12 protein-coding genes and 1 tRNA gene are annotated in these 16,029 nt (G+C 63.5%); 10 read left to right on the forward strand and 3 right to left on the reverse strand.

Annotation, left to right across the window (positions count from 1 at the left end; all coding sequences use genetic code 11):
* Window positions 1–41 precede the first annotated feature (41 nt).
* The 7 genes from fdnG to ACIPZC_RS03255 all read left to right on the forward strand — a co-directional run bounded on the left by fdnG (window position 42) and on the right by ACIPZC_RS03255 (window position 9,208).
* On the forward strand, window positions 42–3,110 hold the full coding sequence (fdnG, locus tag ACIPZC_RS03225) for a formate dehydrogenase-N subunit alpha (RefSeq protein ID WP_400624769.1): 3,069 nt from the start codon (window positions 42–44) through the stop codon (window positions 3,108–3,110).
* Window positions 3,110–4,066 (forward strand): formate dehydrogenase subunit beta, encoded by a 957-nt coding sequence (gene fdxH, locus ACIPZC_RS03230; protein ID WP_267820611.1) that lies wholly within the window; start codon window positions 3,110–3,112, stop codon window positions 4,064–4,066. Before fdnG ends, fdxH begins: the two co-directional genes overlap by 1 nt.
* On the forward strand, window positions 4,063–4,719 hold the full coding sequence (locus ACIPZC_RS03235; protein ID WP_349975217.1) for a formate dehydrogenase subunit gamma: 657 nt from the start codon (window positions 4,063–4,065) through the stop codon (window positions 4,717–4,719). Before fdxH ends, ACIPZC_RS03235 begins: the two co-directional genes overlap by 4 nt.
* A 4-nt stretch (window positions 4,720–4,723) precedes the next feature.
* Entirely contained in the window at window positions 4,724–5,650 is a 927-nt protein-coding gene (fdhE, locus tag ACIPZC_RS03240) for a formate dehydrogenase accessory protein FdhE (protein WP_400624770.1), read from the forward strand.
* Between the two features lie 109 nt (window positions 5,651–5,759).
* Window positions 5,760–7,187, forward strand: coding sequence for an L-seryl-tRNA(Sec) selenium transferase (gene selA, locus ACIPZC_RS03245; RefSeq protein ID WP_241804003.1), 1,428 nt, complete (start codon window positions 5,760–5,762; stop codon window positions 7,185–7,187).
* The gene (gene selB, locus ACIPZC_RS03250; protein WP_400624771.1) at window positions 7,184–9,106 is read left to right on the forward strand and encodes a selenocysteine-specific translation elongation factor; all 1,923 of its coding nucleotides are present in this window, start codon (window positions 7,184–7,186) and stop codon (window positions 9,104–9,106) included. The genes selA and selB overlap by 4 nt, the downstream gene beginning before the upstream one ends.
* Window positions 9,107–9,112: 6 nt before the next feature.
* Window positions 9,113–9,208, forward strand: a tRNA-Sec gene (locus tag ACIPZC_RS03255).
* 9 nt (window positions 9,209–9,217) lie between these two features.
* Here the strand turns inward: ACIPZC_RS03255 and ACIPZC_RS03260 are convergent.
* Both ACIPZC_RS03260 and ACIPZC_RS03265 read right to left on the reverse strand, forming a co-directional pair.
* On the reverse strand, window positions 9,218–10,207 hold the full coding sequence (locus ACIPZC_RS03260) for an asparaginase (protein ID WP_349975220.1): 990 nt from the start codon (window positions 10,205–10,207) through the stop codon (window positions 9,218–9,220).
* A gap of 72 nt (window positions 10,208–10,279) precedes the next feature.
* Window positions 10,280–11,722, reverse strand: a complete 1,443-nt coding sequence (locus ACIPZC_RS03265) for a sodium:alanine symporter family protein (RefSeq protein WP_241804000.1) — start codon at window positions 11,720–11,722, stop codon at window positions 10,280–10,282.
* 178 nt (window positions 11,723–11,900) lie between these two features.
* On the opposite strand from ACIPZC_RS03265, the gene ACIPZC_RS03270 reads away from it, so the two are divergent.
* Window positions 11,901–12,710 (forward strand): helix-turn-helix transcriptional regulator, encoded by an 810-nt coding sequence (locus tag ACIPZC_RS03270; protein ID WP_241803999.1) that lies wholly within the window; start codon window positions 11,901–11,903, stop codon window positions 12,708–12,710.
* A gap of 132 nt (window positions 12,711–12,842) precedes the next feature.
* Here ACIPZC_RS03270 and ACIPZC_RS03275 read toward each other — a convergent pair whose 3' ends face one another.
* Window positions 12,843–13,628, reverse strand: a complete 786-nt coding sequence (locus tag ACIPZC_RS03275; RefSeq protein ID WP_400624774.1) for a TSUP family transporter — start codon at window positions 13,626–13,628, stop codon at window positions 12,843–12,845.
* Window positions 13,629–14,122: 494 nt separating this feature from the next.
* On the opposite strand from ACIPZC_RS03275, the gene ACIPZC_RS03280 reads away from it, so the two are divergent.
* A complete protein-coding gene (locus tag ACIPZC_RS03280; protein ID WP_400624776.1) occupies window positions 14,123–15,007 on the forward strand; it encodes a sugar nucleotide-binding protein in 885 nt (294 codons plus the stop codon).
* A complete protein-coding gene (locus ACIPZC_RS03285) occupies window positions 15,000–15,932 on the forward strand; it encodes an NAD-dependent epimerase/dehydratase family protein (protein WP_241803997.1) in 933 nt (310 codons plus the stop codon). Before ACIPZC_RS03280 ends, ACIPZC_RS03285 begins: the two co-directional genes overlap by 8 nt.
* Window positions 15,933–16,029 lie beyond the last annotated feature (97 nt).

Consider the following 16,029-nt stretch of genomic DNA (forward strand, 5'->3'; position numbering starts at 1 on the left):
GGCAAAGCCCCGAGCGCCCGAAACCTGATCAGGAGTGCACGATGGACCTCAACCGTCGGCAATTCTTCAAGGTCGCCGCTGTCGGCCTTGGAGGCTCGAGCCTGGCGGCGTTGGGCATGGCCCCGACGCCGGCCTTCGCCGAGCAGGTGCGCCACTTCAAGCTGGCGCACACCAAGGAAACCCGCAACACCTGCCCCTACTGCTCGGTCGGCTGCGGCCTGATCCTTTACAGCCAGGGCGATGCGGGCAAGAACGTCAAACAGAACATCATCCATATCGAAGGCGACGCCGACCATCCGGTCAACCGCGGCACCCTGTGCCCGAAAGGCGCCGGTCTGCTGGACTTCATCCACAGTGAGAGCCGCCTCAAGTACCCCGAAGTGCGCAAGGCGGGTAGCAAGGAGTGGGTGCGGGTGAGCTGGGACGAGGCACTCGACCGCGTTGCCGAACTGATGAAGCAGGACCGCGACGCCAACTTCATCGAAAAGAACGACCAAGGGCAAACCGTCAACCGCTGGGTTACCACCGGTTTTCTCGCTGCCTCCGCCGCCTCCAGCGAGGCCGGCTACCTGACCCACAAGGTCATCCGCGCAACCGGCATGCTGGGGTTCGATAACCAGGCACGTGTCTGACATGGCCCGACGGTGGCAAGTCTTGCCCCGACGTACGGCCGTGGCGCCATGACCAACCACTGGTCAGATATCGCCAACGCGAATCTGGTCCTGGTGATGGGTGGCAACGCAGCAGAAGCGCACCCGTGCGGCTTCAAGTGGGTGACCGAGGCCAAGGCGCACAACAAGGCGCGGCTGATCGTGGTCGACCCGCGGTTTACCCGTACCGCCTCGGTGGCGGACTACTACGCGCCAATTCGTACCGGCAGCGATATCGCCTTCATGGGCGGGCTGATCAATTACCTGCTGAGCACTGACAAGATCCAGCACGAGTACGTGCGCAACTACACCGACGTGTCGTTCATCGTCAAAGAAAGCTATGGCTTCGAAGACGGGCTGTTCAGTGGCTACGACGCGGCCAAGCGTGTGTATGCCGACAAGTCCGGCTGGGGTTACGAACTGGGCGAAGACGGTTTCGCCAAGGTCGACCCGACCCTGCAGCACCCGCGTTGCGTGTTCCAGTTGATGAAGCAGCATTACAGCCGCTATACCCCGGAGCTGGCGAGCATGACCTGTGGCATGCCGCAGGACGCCATGATGAAGATCTGGGAAGAAATCGCCACCTGCTCGGCACCGGGCAAGACCATGACGATTCTCTATGCACTGGGCTGGACGCAGCATTCGATCGGCGCTCAGATCATCCGCAGTGCGGCCATGGTCCAGTTGCTGCTGGGCAACGTCGGCATGCCGGGTGGCGGGGTCAATGCCTTGCGCGGGCATTCCAACATCCAGGGGTTGACCGACCTTGGCTTGCTCTCCAACTCGCTACCGGGCTACTTGAGCCTGCCTGGCGATGCCGAGCAGGACTATGCCGCCTACATTGACAAGCGGGCTTCCAAGCCGCTGCGCCCTGGGCAGCTGTCCTATTGGCAGAACTACGGCAAGTTCCATGTCAGCCTGATGAAGGCCTGGTATGGCGCCAATGCCACGGCAGACAACAACTGGGGTTACGACTGGTTGCCCAAGCTCGATGTGCCGGCCTATGACGTGCTGCGCATGTTCGAAATGATGGGCCAAGGCAAGGTCAACGGTTACATCTGCCAAGGTTTCAACCCTATCGCCGCATTGCCCGACAAGAACCGCGTGACAGCGGCCTTGGGCAAGCTCAAGTGGCTGGTGGTCATGGACCCGCTGGCCACCGAGACCTCGGAGTTCTGGCGTAATGCCGGGCCCTTCAATGACGTCGACACGGCCAATATCCAGACCGAAGTGATCCGCCTGCCCACCACCTGTTTCGCCGAGGAAGATGGGTCGCTGGTCAACAGCAGCCGCTGGCTGCAGTGGCACTGGAAGGGCGCCGACGGCCCGGGCGAGACCCGCACCGACGTGCAGATCATGAGCGAGTTGTTCCTGCGCATGCGCCAGCGCTACCAGACCGAGGGCGGCACTTACCCTGACCCGATCCTGAACATCAGTTGGCCCTACAAGCTGGCAGACGAGCCGTCACCGGAGGAACTGGCCAAGGAAATGAACGGCTGGGCGGTCACTGATGTGACCGATCCGACCGGTACGCTGATCAAGGCCGGGCAACAGTTGGCAGGCTTCGGCCAGCTCAAGGACGACGGCAGCACAGCGTCCGGCTGCTGGATCTTCGCCGGCTGCTGGACCGAGCAGGGCAACCAGATGGCCCGGCGTGACAACAGTGACCCGTACGGCATGCATCAGGCGCAGAACTGGGCCTGGGCCTGGCCGGCCAACCGCCGCATCCTGTACAACCGTGCCTCCAGCGACCTGCAAGGCAAGCCCTGGGACCCGGAGAAAAAGCGCCTGGTATGGTGGAACGGCAAGGCCTGGACCGGCACCGACGTGCCCGACTTCAAGGTCGATTCGCCACCGGAAGCGGGCATGAACCCGTTCATCATGAACCCCGAGGGCGTCGCACGGTTCTTTGCCATCGACAAGATGGCCGAAGGGCCATTCCCCGAGCACTATGAGCCGTTCGAGACGCCGATCGGCATCAACCCACTGCACCCGAAGAACAACAAGGCCACCAGCAACCCGGCCGGGCGGATCTTCGATTCGGTGTGGGACACCCTCGGCAAGCACGACGAATTCCCCTATGCGGCGACGACCTACCGTTTGACCGAGCACTTCCACTTCTGGAGCAAACACTGCCGGCTCAACGCCATTGCCCAACCCGAGCAGTTCGTCGAGATCGGTGAGGTGCTGGCCAACGAGAAGGGCATCAAGGCAGGGGACCGCGTGCGGGTGTCGAGCAAGCGCGGGCATATCGAAGCGGTGGCGGTGGTGACCAAGCGGATTCGCCCGCTGCAGGTCAACAACCAGACCGTGCACCAGGTCGGCATCCCCTTGCACTGGGGCTTCACCGGCGCGACGCGGCACGGTTACCTGACCAACACCTTGGTGCCCTTCCTTGGTGACGGCAACACGCAGACGCCGGAGTCCAAGTCGTTCCTCGTCAAAGTGGAGAAAATCTGATGGCCAGCCAAGACATCATTGCCCGCTCGGCCACCACCACCGTACCCCCTTCGGTACGCCAGCAAGAGGAAGTCGCCAAGCTGATCGACACCACCAAATGCATCGGCTGCAAAGCGTGCCAGGTGGCGTGTTCGGAGTGGAACGAGCTGCGTGACGAGGTGGGCCATAACCACGGCACCTACGACAACCCCCAGGACCTGACGGCCGAGACCTGGACCCTGATGCGCTTCACCGAACACGAGCGCGACGATGGCAACCTGGAGTGGCTGATCCGCAAGGACGGCTGCATGCACTGCGCCGAGCCAGGTTGCCTGAAGGCCTGCCCCAGCCCGGGAGCGATCATCAAGCACGCCAACGGCATCGTCGATTTCAACCAGGACCATTGCATCGGCTGTGGCTATTGCATCACTGGCTGCCCGTTCAACATTCCGCGCATCTCGCAGAAAGACCACAAGGCCTACAAGTGCTCGCTGTGTTCCGACCGCGTGAGCGTGGGCCTGGAGCCTGCCTGCGTGAAAACCTGCCCGACCGGCGCGATCGTCTTCGGCAGCAAGGACGAAATGAAGGTGCATGCTGCCGAACGCATCGTCGACCTCAAATCGCGTGGCTACGACAACGCCGGGCTCTACGACCCGGACGGCGTCGGCGGCACGCACGTGATGTATGTCTTGCACCATGCCGATACGCCCAGGCTGTATGCCGGCCTGCCGGACCAGCCGGTGATCAGCCCGCTGGTGGGCTTGTGGAAGGGCATCACCAAGCCCCTGGCGCTGCTGGCGATGGGCGCGGCGGTGCTGGCCGGGTTCTTCCACTATGTGCGGGTTGGCCCGCAGCGGGTCGAGGAGGACGAACACCGCAACCCCGCGCCACCTGATGACAGCGTGCACCAGGTGGACCCCGCGGTGCATGTCTATGATCCGAAGCAGCCCGGTGGGCAAGGGGAGCAGCGGCCATGAACGACGAAAAACCCATATTGCGTTACAACGCCAACGAACGTACCAACCACTGGATCGTCGCCATCCTGTTCGTGCTGGCCGGGCTTTCTGGGCTGGCGCTGTTCCATCCGGCGCTGTTCTGGCTCAGCCATCTGTTCGGCGGGGGGCCGTGGACACGGATCTTGCACCCCTTCATCGGCGTGGCCATGTTCGTGTTCTTTCTGTTCCTGGTGGTGCGTTTCTGGCGCGCCAACTTCATCACTGCCAACGACCGCCTGTGGCTGCGCCGCATCGACCGGGTGATGCTCAACAAAGAGGAGGGCGTGCCGCCGATCGGCAAGTACAACGCTGGCCAGAAGTTGCTGTTCTGGACGCTGTTGGTGTGCATGCTGGTGTTGCTGCTCAGCGGCCTGGTGATCTGGCGCGCGTATTTCAGCCATTTCTTCGACATCGGTTCGATCCGCCTGGCGTCGTTGGCCCATGCGCTGGCGGGCTTCGTGCTGATCCTCAGCATCATCGTGCACATCTACGCCGGTATCTGGATCAAGGGCTCGATCGGCGCCATGCTGCATGGCTGGGTCAGCCGCGCCTGGGCACGCAAGCACCATCAGTTGTGGTACCGCGAAGTGACCGGCGACAAGACGCCGAGTGACCATGGACGTAAAGAAGGATGAAGGCTTGAGCACGATACTCGAACCGGGGCAGATCGAAGCGTCGGCGGTGATGCCGCCGTTCTTGCACCTGCCGCCCTCCAACCTGTTCGAACTGCGCGCCGTGCGCCTCGAGCAGCTCGCTGCAGGGCATGCCCTTGGCGACTATTTGCGTCTGGTCGCACGGCTGTGTCGCATTCAGCAGCAGCTTGTGGATAACCCGCCTGGTGGTTTGCCAGTGGCCGATGACCGGCAGCGCCTGTGCATAAGTCATGGCTTGCCACCCCTGGCAGCCGATGGCCTGGTGCGCGAGGGGGCGTGGCTGGTGTGGTTGCAGGCGCTGCTCGACCGGTTCGACGATGAGGCCGGTGGCCCTTTGGCGGCAGCCTTGCAGGCACTGCGCGGCAGTGACGACAGCCAGCGCAAAGGCTGGGGTGCCGCATTACTGGCAGGGCAGTACGACGCTGTGCCCGTCGCTTTGGTGCCGTTTCTGGGTGCCGCGCTGCAGGCGGCGTGGTCCAGCTGGTTGCTGGGGCTACCGTCACCTGAGCTCAAGCCGTCGGGCAGCCAGGCCCAGTGCCCGGCCTGTGGTTCGCCAGCCATGGCCGGGGTGGTACGTAACCGTGGCAAGCACAACGGCCTGCGTTATCTGGCGTGCTCGTTGTGTGCCTGCGAATGGCATGTGGTGCGGGTCAAGTGCGTGTACTGCGAGGCGAGCAAGGGTTTGCGCTACACCAGCCTGGAGGATGACCGCCATGCGCCGGGCAAGGCGCCGCTGCGGGCTGAATGCTGCCCGGGGTGCAATACCTACCTGAAGCAGAATTATCTTGAGAACGACGCTGCTGCCGAGCCGTTGGCCGATGATCTGGCCAGCCTGGCACTGGATATCCGCTTGGACGAAGAGGGCTTTCATCGGCTGGCACCCAACCTGATGCTGGCGCCGGGTGGTGGCTGAGTGTCTACACTGCACAATTGAGTTGCCCTCATCGCCGCAAGCCGGCTCCCACCAAGCGCCGGCTTGCCGGCGATGAGGGCCGAACAGACAATGGATAAGGTAGTACCTGATGTCTTCAAGCCTCGCCAGCAACACGCCACGGCTCCCGTCCATCGACACCCTGCTACGCCACCCGGCCTGCCTCCCGCTGATCGAGCGCCATGGCCGCGACGCGGTGCTTGCTACCCTGCGCCAACTGCTCGACGACCTACGCGAACCTGTTCGCAACGGCCAACTCGGCACTGCCGAACTGGGCGCTGAAATCCTCCTGGGCCGCAGCGGCGAGCGCCTGGCGGCCCAGCAGCGCAGCCAGGTACGCCGCGTCTTCAACCTCACCGGCACGGTACTGCACACCAACCTGGGGCGTGCCCTGTTGCCGGAGGAAGCCGTTGCAGCCATGCAGACCGCCGCCCGCCATCCGCTCAACCTGGAGTTCGACCTTGCCACCGGCAAGCGTGGCGACCGAGACGATCTCATCGAAGGGCTGATCCGCGAGCTGACCGGCGCCGAAGCGGTCACCGTGGTCAACAACAATGCTGCCGCCGTGCTGCTTGCACTCAACAGCCTGGGCGCGCGCAAGGAGGGCATCATCTCCCGCGGGGAGCTGATCGAGATCGGTGGCGCCTTTCGCATTCCCGACATCATGGCCCGTGCCGGTGTACGCCTGCACGAGGTCGGCACCACCAACCGCACCCATGCCCGCGACTACGAAGCTGCCATCGGCCCGCGTACCGGCTTGTTGATGCGGGTGCATTGCAGCAACTACAGCATCCAGGGCTTCACCACGCAGGTGCCCACCGCAGAGCTTGCACGTATCGCCCACCTGCATGAGCTGCCACTGCTCGAAGACCTGGGCAGCGGCAGTCTGCTCGACCTGACCCGCTGGGGCCTGCCCGCCGAACCGACTGTGCGCCAGGCCCTGGCCGATGGCGCGGATATCGTGACCTTCAGCGGTGACAAGCTGCTGGGCGGCCCGCAGGCCGGGATCATCGTCGGGCGCAAGGACCTGATCGCCAGGATCAAGAAAAACCCGCTCAAACGCGCCCTGCGCGTCGACAAGATCACCCTCGCGGCCCTCGAAGCCGTGCTGGCGCTGTACCGCAACCCGGACAGGCTGGCCGAGCGCTTGCCCAGCCTGCGCCTGTTGACCCGCACCCAGGCTGAGATCCACGCCCAGGCCGAGCGCCTGGCACCCGAGCTCAAAGCCCGTCTCGGTGGGCAATGGGCAGTCAGCGTCGAGCCTGCGCTGGGCATGATCGGCAGCGGCAGCCAGCCGGTCGCCCGCCTGCCCAGCGCCGCGCTGTGCCTGCGCCCACAGGTGTCGAAGAAATTGCGCGGGCGCAGCCTGCATGTGCTGGAACGCGCCTTGCGCGACCTTGCGGTGCCGGTACTTGGCCGTATCGACGATGATGCGTTGTGGCTCGACCTGCGCCAACTGGACGACGAAGCCCAGTGGTTGGCGCAGTTACCGGCCCTGCAGCTGGGGCCGGTGCAGTGATCGTTGGGACTGCCGGCCACATCGACCACGGCAAGACTGCATTGCTCCAGGCCCTGACCGGGCAGGCCGGCGATCACCGCCAGGAAGAACGCGAGCGCGGCATGACCATCGACCTGGGCTATCGCTATGCCGCCCTCGCCGAAGGCGCGCCACTGACGGGCTTCATCGATGTGCCCGGCCACGAGCGTTTCATCCACAACATGCTTGCCGGCGCCCATGGTATCGATCTGGTGTTGCTGGTGGTGGCTGCCGATGACGGCGTCATGCCGCAGACCCGTGAGCACCTGGCGATCATCGAGTTGCTGGGCATCCCCCAGGCACTGGTGGCAATCAGCAAGTGCGACCGGGTCGCGCCGGCGCGCGTGGCCGAGGTACAGGCGCAGATTGCGCAACTGCTGGCGCCCGGGCCTTATGCCGGGGCGGCGCAGTTCCCGCTGTCGAGTGTCACCGGCGAGGGGGTCGAGGCGCTGCGTGATGCTGTGCTGGCGGCGGGCGAGCGCTTGAAGCGGCGCAGCGTGCGTGGGGGCTTTCGCTTGGCTATCGACCGCGTCTTCGCGGTCACCGGGGCTGGCCTGGTGGTCACCGGTACGGCGCTGGCCGGGCGTGTCAGCGCGGGTGATACGTTGTTGCTGGGCAAGGCCGGTAAAGCCGTGCGCGTACGCGGTCTGCATGCGCAGAACCAGGCCGCGCTGGTGGCTGAAGCCGGGCAGCGTGTGGCACTGAACATTGCAGCCGAGCGGCTCGCCATGGAGCAGGTGCGCCGTGGCGACTGGCTGGTATCGCAGTGGCTGCACGCGCCCAGCACACGGGTGGACATCGAACTGCAACTGCTCGCCGGGGAAGCCCGTCCCTTCGAGCATTTCAGTGCCGTGCACGTACATCTGGGCACCCAGGACGTCACCGCGCGGGTCGCCCTGCTCGAAGGCGAGCGCCTGCCTGCAGGCCAGCGTATGTTCGCCCAATTGTTGCTCAATGCGCCGCTGCAAGCCGTGCACGGCGACCGCCTGGTGCTGCGCGACCAGCGTGCCCAGCGCACGCTTGGCGGCGGTACGGTGCTGGACCCGTTCGCCCCGAGCCGGCAGCGTCGCAGCGAGGCGCGCTTGCGCCAGTTGAAGGTGCTGCGTGATGCCGAGGGGCTGGAGCAGGCCCTGATGGCCTTGCTCCACAACGCGCCGGGCGGGCTTGACCCGCAGCGGCTGGAGCGCCAGTTCAACCGCTTGCGTGAGGGCTGGCAGTTGCCTGCTGATGTGCAGGTGGTCGCCACAAGGCAAGGCCAGTTGTTGTTCGCCAAGACCCAGTGGCAGGCGCTCAAACACCAGCTGCGCGAACAACTGGTGTCGTTCCACGAGCTGGAGCCCGATCAGCTCGGCCCGGACCGTGACCGCCTGCGCCGCTTCGCCGCTTTGCCCATCGAGCGTCCCGCCTTCGTCAGCCTGCTCGAGGAAATGCTCGGCGAAGGCGTCATTGCCAGCAGCGGGCCGTGGTTGCATCTGCCCGATCACAAGGTGCAGTTGAGCGACGCCGACAGCGCGCTATGGTCGCGGCTGCAGCCAAGGTTGCTGGAAGGGCAGTTCGATCCGCCATGGGTGCGGACGCTGGCCAGCGAAGAACAATGCGCCGAGGCGGATGTGCGCCTGTTGCTCCGAAAGTTGGCCAGGCTTGGCGTCGTGCATCAGGTGGTACGTGACCTGTTCTACCCCGAGGCGACGCTACAGCGCATGGCAGAGCTGCTGCTTGGGCAAGCGAATGAAACACCGGTAGTGCAGGTGGCCGCATTTCGCGATATGTTGGGCATCGGTCGCAAGCGCAGTGTGCAGATTCTGGAATACTTCGACCGTATCGGCCTGACCCGCAGGGTTGCCGATCAGCGTCACATCCGCGCCGACAGCGCCCTGGCCCAGCAGCAGGCCAGGCACTGAGTTCAAGGAAGGCACTCGCGCCCGGTGGCGCGGCCGGGCTTCAAACCCGGTTGGGGACGGCAGCCGTTCCCGGGCAGGTTCGACTCCCGCTGCCTTCCGCCAATTTCCTGGTCACGCGCGCTCGCCGCACAGGTCCAGCGCAAACCACGGCTCTGCAGCCTCTGCATCCAGCCCCGCGCCCAGCAGCGCAAACAGCTTGCCCAGCGCCGCCTCACGGGTCATGCCACCGCCACTGACCAGGCCGGCACCACGCAGGCGGTTGCCCGCTGCATAGGTATCGAACACCACCGAACCCTCTGGGCACTGGCTGATGGCAACCAGCATCACCCCACGTTGGCGCGCAGAGCGCAGCACGTCGAGCAGGGCCTGGTCATCCGACGGCCCGGTGCCGCTGCCGTAACACTCCAGCAGCAGCCCTTGCACCCCGGTGTCGAGCAGCGCACGCAGGTGTTCGGCCTGCAACCCCGGGAATACCGGCATCACCGCGAGGTTCACTGGCTGGCGCTGCTGGCGATAACCCAACTTGGCCGGTACGTCGCTCGCCCGCTCGCCTTCACGATGACGCGGCAACGCGGCGAAGGCGTCGAACGCTTCGCTGCGAAGCTTCGAGGCGCGGCAGCCCGGCAGCAGCTGGCCATGGAAGTACAGCTGTACGCCATCCTCAAGGCCTTGTTCGAACTGGTGCAGGGCACCGCACAGGTTGTCCCAGGCATCACTGCCCGGTGCACCGGCCGGCAACATAGACCCGGTCAGCAGTACGGGTACCGGCAGGCCCAGCAGCAGGAACGACAACGCCGCCGCGCTGTGGGCGAGGGTATCGGTGCCATGCAGCACCAGCACGCCATCGTGGCCGTCATTGTCCACTGCATCGACGATGGCATCACGCATCGCCAGCCAGTTGTGCTGCTGCATGTTGGCACTGTCGAGCAGTGGGTTCATTTCCTGCAGCGTCCACTGCAGCTGGGGTGCATCGCTCAGTTGGGCGAAGTGTTCGCGCATTCGCGCATCGAAACCACCGGCCGGTGCCAGCCCTTCGGCGGTTTCGAGCATGCCGATGGTGCCCCCGGTGTAGAGGACGAGAAGATTCTTGACTGCACGCATGGAAAGCATCCGTAGCGGTGAGCGGAGAGTAGGCAGCCGCCCGCGAATGGGGCGGCTGGGCAGGCGAGGATATCAGCGCTGCGGCTGAACTTGGCCGACGGTCGTGTCAGCGGCAGTTTCGGCCTGAGGATTGGCCGGCCAGGCGTCGCGGTCCAGGTCCAGGTCGGCGAATTTGCTCGAGTCGAACACAGGCTGCTTGATGCCGGCTTTGCGCTGGTCATCGTAATCGCGCATCACGCGCAAGCCGACCTTGAACAGCAGGGCCAGGGCGACCAGGTTGACGAAGGCCAGGCAGGTCATGGTGATGTCGGCGAATGCGAACACGGTCGTCAGGTCCTGTACCGAGCCCCATACCACCAGCGCCAGCACCAGGCCACGGAACACCAGCAATACCACGCGGTTGCGGCTGAGGAACTGCAGGCTGTTCTCACCCAGGTAGTAGTTGTAGAGGATGCAGGTAAAGACGAAGAGCGACAGCGCGACGCTGACGAACAGGCGGCCCCAGTCACCGACCACCGCGGCCAGCGAGTTCTGGGTCAGGACGATACCGTCACCTTCGAAGCCCGGGGTATAGAAGCCAGACAGCAGGATCAGCAGGGCGGTGCAGGTGCAGATCAGGAAGGTGTCCAGGAACACGCTGAATGCCTGGACCACGCCTTGTGCGCCCGGGTGTTTCACGGCTGCCACGGCAGCAACGTTGGGCGCACTGCCCAAGCCTGCTTCGTTGGCGAACACGCCGCGCTTCACGCCCATGACGATGGCGCTGCCGAGCAGGCCGGCGAATGCAGGGTCCAGACCGAAGGCGCTTTTGAAGATGGTTTCCAGCATGGCCGGCACGTGTTCGATCTGGGTGCCGATCACGTACAAGGTTACGGCGATGTAGGCCAGGGTCTTGACCGGTACCAGCAGGTCGGAGACCGCAGCGATACGCTTGATGCCGCCCAGGAACACGATGGCCAACAGCACCGCCAGGGCGATACCGGTGTGGCTTGGGTCAAAGCCGAAAGCGTTCTGTAGCGAGTGTGTCACGGTGTACGACTGCAGGCCCATGAAGGCGAAGCCGTAGGTGACCAGCAGCAGGATCGAGAACACGATGGCCATGCTCCTGAGCTTCAGGCCGTGCAGGATGTAGTAGGCCGGGCCACCACGGTACAGGCCATCGCCATCGGCGCGCTTGTACACCTGGGCCAGGGTGCATTCGAAGAAGCTGCTGGCCATGCCCACCAATGCGGTGACCCACATCCAGAACACGGCGCCCGGGCCACCCAGGGTCACGGCGATGCCGACACCGGCGATGTTACCGGCGCCGACGCGGCCGGCCAGGCTCAGCATCAGGGCCTGGAAGGAGCTCAACTGGCCTGCCTGGCCACGCAGCGATTCCTTGAACACACTGAACATGTGGGCGAAATGGCGGAACTGTACGAACCGCGAGCGGATGGTGAAGTAACCGCCGAGACCGACGATCAGCACGATGAGAAGCTTCCCCGAAAGGAAATCGTTGAGTGCTTCGAGCATTGGAAAATGACCTCGATTCTTATTCTTCGCGTGGAAAGACCAGCGGACGGCAGGCGCACCGCTATCGTTGGGGCGCATGGTTGGCCATGACAAGAGTGGTTACAATTTCGCTGGTTGCTCTGAGTTGATGCGACTTGATGCTACACTTGCGCCATTCGCGTCACCCTGGATGCCTAAAATGAGCGATCATTTCGCTAGCAACCTCAAATTGGCCTGCAGCCACTACCGCTCTATCTCCGAAGTTTGCCGCCAGCTGTCGATCAACCGCGCGCAGTTCAACAAGTACCTGAGCGGGCAGAGCCGTCCGACAGCGTTCAATCTCAAACGCATCGGTGATTTCTTCGGTGTCGAGGATTACGAGCTGAATTTGCCACCCGAACAGTTCGCCCGCTTGATCGGCGCCCGGGTATCGGCTTTGGCCGACCAGCCCAGCGACCCGATCAGCGAGCTGTTCCGCCCGCTGCACGAGCACGCCGGCAACCTGTCGCGCTATTGCGGCTACTACTTCGAGTACTCCAACTGCATGTCGGTACCCGGCACGATCCTGGTGTCGCTGGTGCACCTGCGCGAGGAGCGCGGCCGCTTCCTGTTCGAACGCCAGGAGCGCCAGGAGCGCTCGAGCGCTACTGACCTGCATGCCGAGGTGCGTTGCCGCTACCTGGGCGCGGCGTTTCAGCTGCAGGACCGGATGTTTCTCATCGACTACGAGTCGCTGACCCTGAACGAGATGAGCCAGACCATCCTCATCCCCAGCTTCAAAAGCCGCATCACCCGCTTGAATGGCCTGAAGACCGGCGTCTCCAGCGGCGACCGGCGCAACCCGGCCTGCACCCGCGTGGTGTGGGAGTACCTGGGTGAGGAGATCAATCGCATCAATGCCTACCGGCAGGTGAAGCTGTATCGACCGGATGATCCGCGCATCGATGACGATGTGCGTGAGCGGTTGAGTGTGGGCCCGCTCAGTAACGGGTTGTTCGAAATCGAATAGATGAGCGCTTGTACAGGTATTGCCGCCGGTGACCTCTGAGAAGTAAATGGCCAGTTGGTGGGCCAACTTTGCCGGGGCCGCACCGGTTGGGAAGGGGCCGGACTCCCGGCTCATTGCCTGTTCAATGAAGGCTCAAAGTTGTCGCAACCACTCCCCAACCGGATGCCCCTCGCTGAGTAGCAGCTTCAACGACATCAGGCAGCAAATAGTGATCAGCAATGGCTTGATCAGCCGTGGCCCGAAGTACAGTGCACAACGTGCGCCGAGTTGCGCACCGACAATGGCGCAAACTGCCATGGCCAGTGCCAGGGGCCAGATGATTGCGCCGCTGAAAGCAAACACCGAAAGGGCGCCGAGGTTGCAGGATGCATTGAGCAATTTGCTGCTGCAGATCGCCTGCATCAGGTGTTGCCCCAAGAGTAACGTGAAGGCCACCATGAAAAATGACCCCGTGCCTGGCCCGAATATACCGTCGTAGAACCCAATGACTGGAGCAACTGCCAGCGTGAATACCAGATACGAGACCCTCTGCCTGCGCGCCTTGGTATCAAGCTTGGGGCTGAGCGCGAAATAGAGGGCCACTGTAATCAGCAAGATGGGTACAACTGATTCCAGGAGGGCTTTGTCGAGCATGCTGATCGACAATGCGCCTGTAGCGCCACCGACGAACGACAAAGCGGCCATGGACCAGCCAGTTCGCCATTCGATCATTCGCTTGCGCGCGAACGCCCATACGGCTGAAACACTGGCTGAAGAGGCCTGAAATTTATTGGTAGCCATTGCCGCCACCGGATCGACACCTGCGATGAAAAAGGCCGGCAACGTGAGTAACCCTCCGCCTCCTGCTATCGCATCAAAAAAACCGGCGAGCAATGCGATCGAGGCCAGCGGTAAGAGTAATGAAACTTCAATCTCCATTTATATCTCCCCCGCCTTGGCCGCGTACGAGCAGTGGATCTTGTTGTAAAGTCACTGGCCTTGCATCCGTTGAATACCCGAATACTCGAACCAGCAATCTTCGGTTGTCCTTGAAAATGTCGCGAGCATGAGGTGCCTGGCTATTGTTGATCAATAGTGCGGAGTCAGGGCTTGGTAAGAAGTCGGTGCTGGCTGGCAGTTTGTTGAGTGTGAGGTTGAGGATCTGAGATCTGGACTTTGAGTTTAACCCTGTCATTGTTATTTCTTTGTATGTAGGGGAAGGTGGAACTTGTTTTTAGGGTGCTGACTATCTAACTCGATATTTTTTACCGCGGATGTAGGGCCGCGCTCTTGTGATTCGTGGGGAATGTCCGTTGCTATGGTAGGAATCGTCTTACGCAGGCAGTGCTGTCAGCCTCAGGGTTGGACTTCCCCGCCTGGAAACCGCAAAATGACGCCTTTCCCTCATCAACCTGTTCGGATCTGCTGACTCTATGCGTATGCGCCTGATGCTGTTGGGTGGTGGCAATGCCCTTGGGCAAGCGCTGATTCGTCTCGGGGCCGAGGAGGACATCGCATTTCTGGCGCCGCGCCCGCCGGAAGACGGCTGGGCGCCGGCCAGCCTGACCCAGCTGCTCGACGATCATCGCCCCGACGCCTTGGTCAACCTGGCTTACTACTTCGACTGGTTCCAGGCCGAGTCGGTCAGCGAACAGCGCCTGGCTCAGCAGGAGCGGGCGGTGGAGCGGCTGGCGGAGCTGTGCCAGCACCACCAGATCACCCTGGTGCAGCCTTCCAGCTACCGGGTGTTCGATGGCTCGCGTGCTACAGCCTATAGCGAAAAGGATGAGCCGGTGCCGTTGGGCCTGCGTGGTCAGGCGTTGTGGCGCATCGAGCAGAGCGTGCGTGCGGCGTGCCCGCAGCATGTGCTGCTGCGCTTTGGCTGGCTGCTGGACGAGAGCATCGACGGTGCCTTGGGCCGCTTCCTGACCCGCGCCGAGCAGCCACAGGAACTGCTGCTGGCCGATGACCGTCGCGGTAACCCGACGCCGGTCGACGATGCCGCACGGGTGATCCTGTCGGTGCTCAAGCAGCTCGATTGCACCGCGCCGCTGTGGGGTACTTACCACTACGCCGGTAACGAGGCGACCACGCCGCTGGCGCTGGGCCAGGCGATCCTGGCAGAGGCCGGGCAGCACCGCCAGCTGGCCGTGCAGGCGCCGACCGCGCAGGCCCATGCCGCCCGCCCGGATGCCAGTGAAGAACCACAGAACGCAGTGCTGGCCTGCAAGAAAATCCTTCATACCTTCGGCATCAAGCCGCGTGCCTGGCGCGCCGGCCTGCCGCCTTTACTGGACCGATTCTACCGCCATGGCTGACGCCCCCATCCTGATCACCGGCGGTGCCGGCTTCATTGGCTCCCACCTGTGCGATGCGTTGCTGGCTAAAGGCTACGCGGTGCGTGTGCTCGACGACCTGTCCACTGGCAAGCGCGACAACCTGCAACTGGGCAACCCGCGCCTCGAGCTGGTCGAAGGCGATGTTGCCGATGCCGCACTGGTTCAGCGCGCCGCGACCGGTTGCAGCGCAGTGGTCCACTTGGCTGCGGTGGCTTCGGTGCAGGCCTCGGTCGAAGACCCGGTAAAGACTCACCAAAGCAATTTCATCGGCACCCTGAATATCTGTGAGGCCATGCGCCTGCAGGGTGTGCGCCGGGTGCTGTTCGCCTCCAGCGCGGCTGTGTATGGCAATAACGGCGAAGGCCAGTCGATTGCCGAGGAGACGCCCAAGGCGCCGCTGACCCCCTATGCGGTGGACAAGCTGGCCAGCGAGCAGTACCTGGACTTCTACCGTCGCCAGCATGGGCTGGAGCCGGTGGTGTTCCGCTTCTTCAATATCTTCGGGCCGCGCCAGGACCCATCCTCGCCGTACTCCGGGGTGATCAGCATCTTCAGCGAGCGAGCGACCCAGGGGCTGCCGATCACCGTGTTTGGCGACGGCGAGCAGACCCGCGATTTCCTTTATGTCGGCGATCTGGTGCAGGTGATGGTGCAAGCGCTGGAAATGGCGCAGGTGGAAGAGGGCGCGGTGAACATCGGCCTGAACCAGGCAACCTCGCTCAACCAGTTGCTCAAGGCACTGGAAACGGTGGTGGGCAGCCTGCCGGCGATCAGCTATGGCCCCGCGCGCTCGGGTGATATCCGCCATTCGCGTGCGGATAACCAGCGCTTGCTGGCCCGGTTCGACTTCCCGCAGCCGACCTCGATGGAAGAAGGCCTGGCTCGTTTGCTCGGCAAGGCGTGACTCAGGGGGCTTTGAGGCCCATCGCCGGCTAGCCGGCTTCCACAGGGCTGGGGCAGTTCTTGTGGCTTGCGCCGTATCTGTGGAGGTTGACTTGCTA

Origin of the sequence: Pseudomonas sp. NPDC089743 (assembly GCF_044748785.1) — a bacterium.
GTDB classification, from domain to species: domain Bacteria; phylum Pseudomonadota; class Gammaproteobacteria; order Pseudomonadales; family Pseudomonadaceae; genus Aquipseudomonas; species Aquipseudomonas putida_X.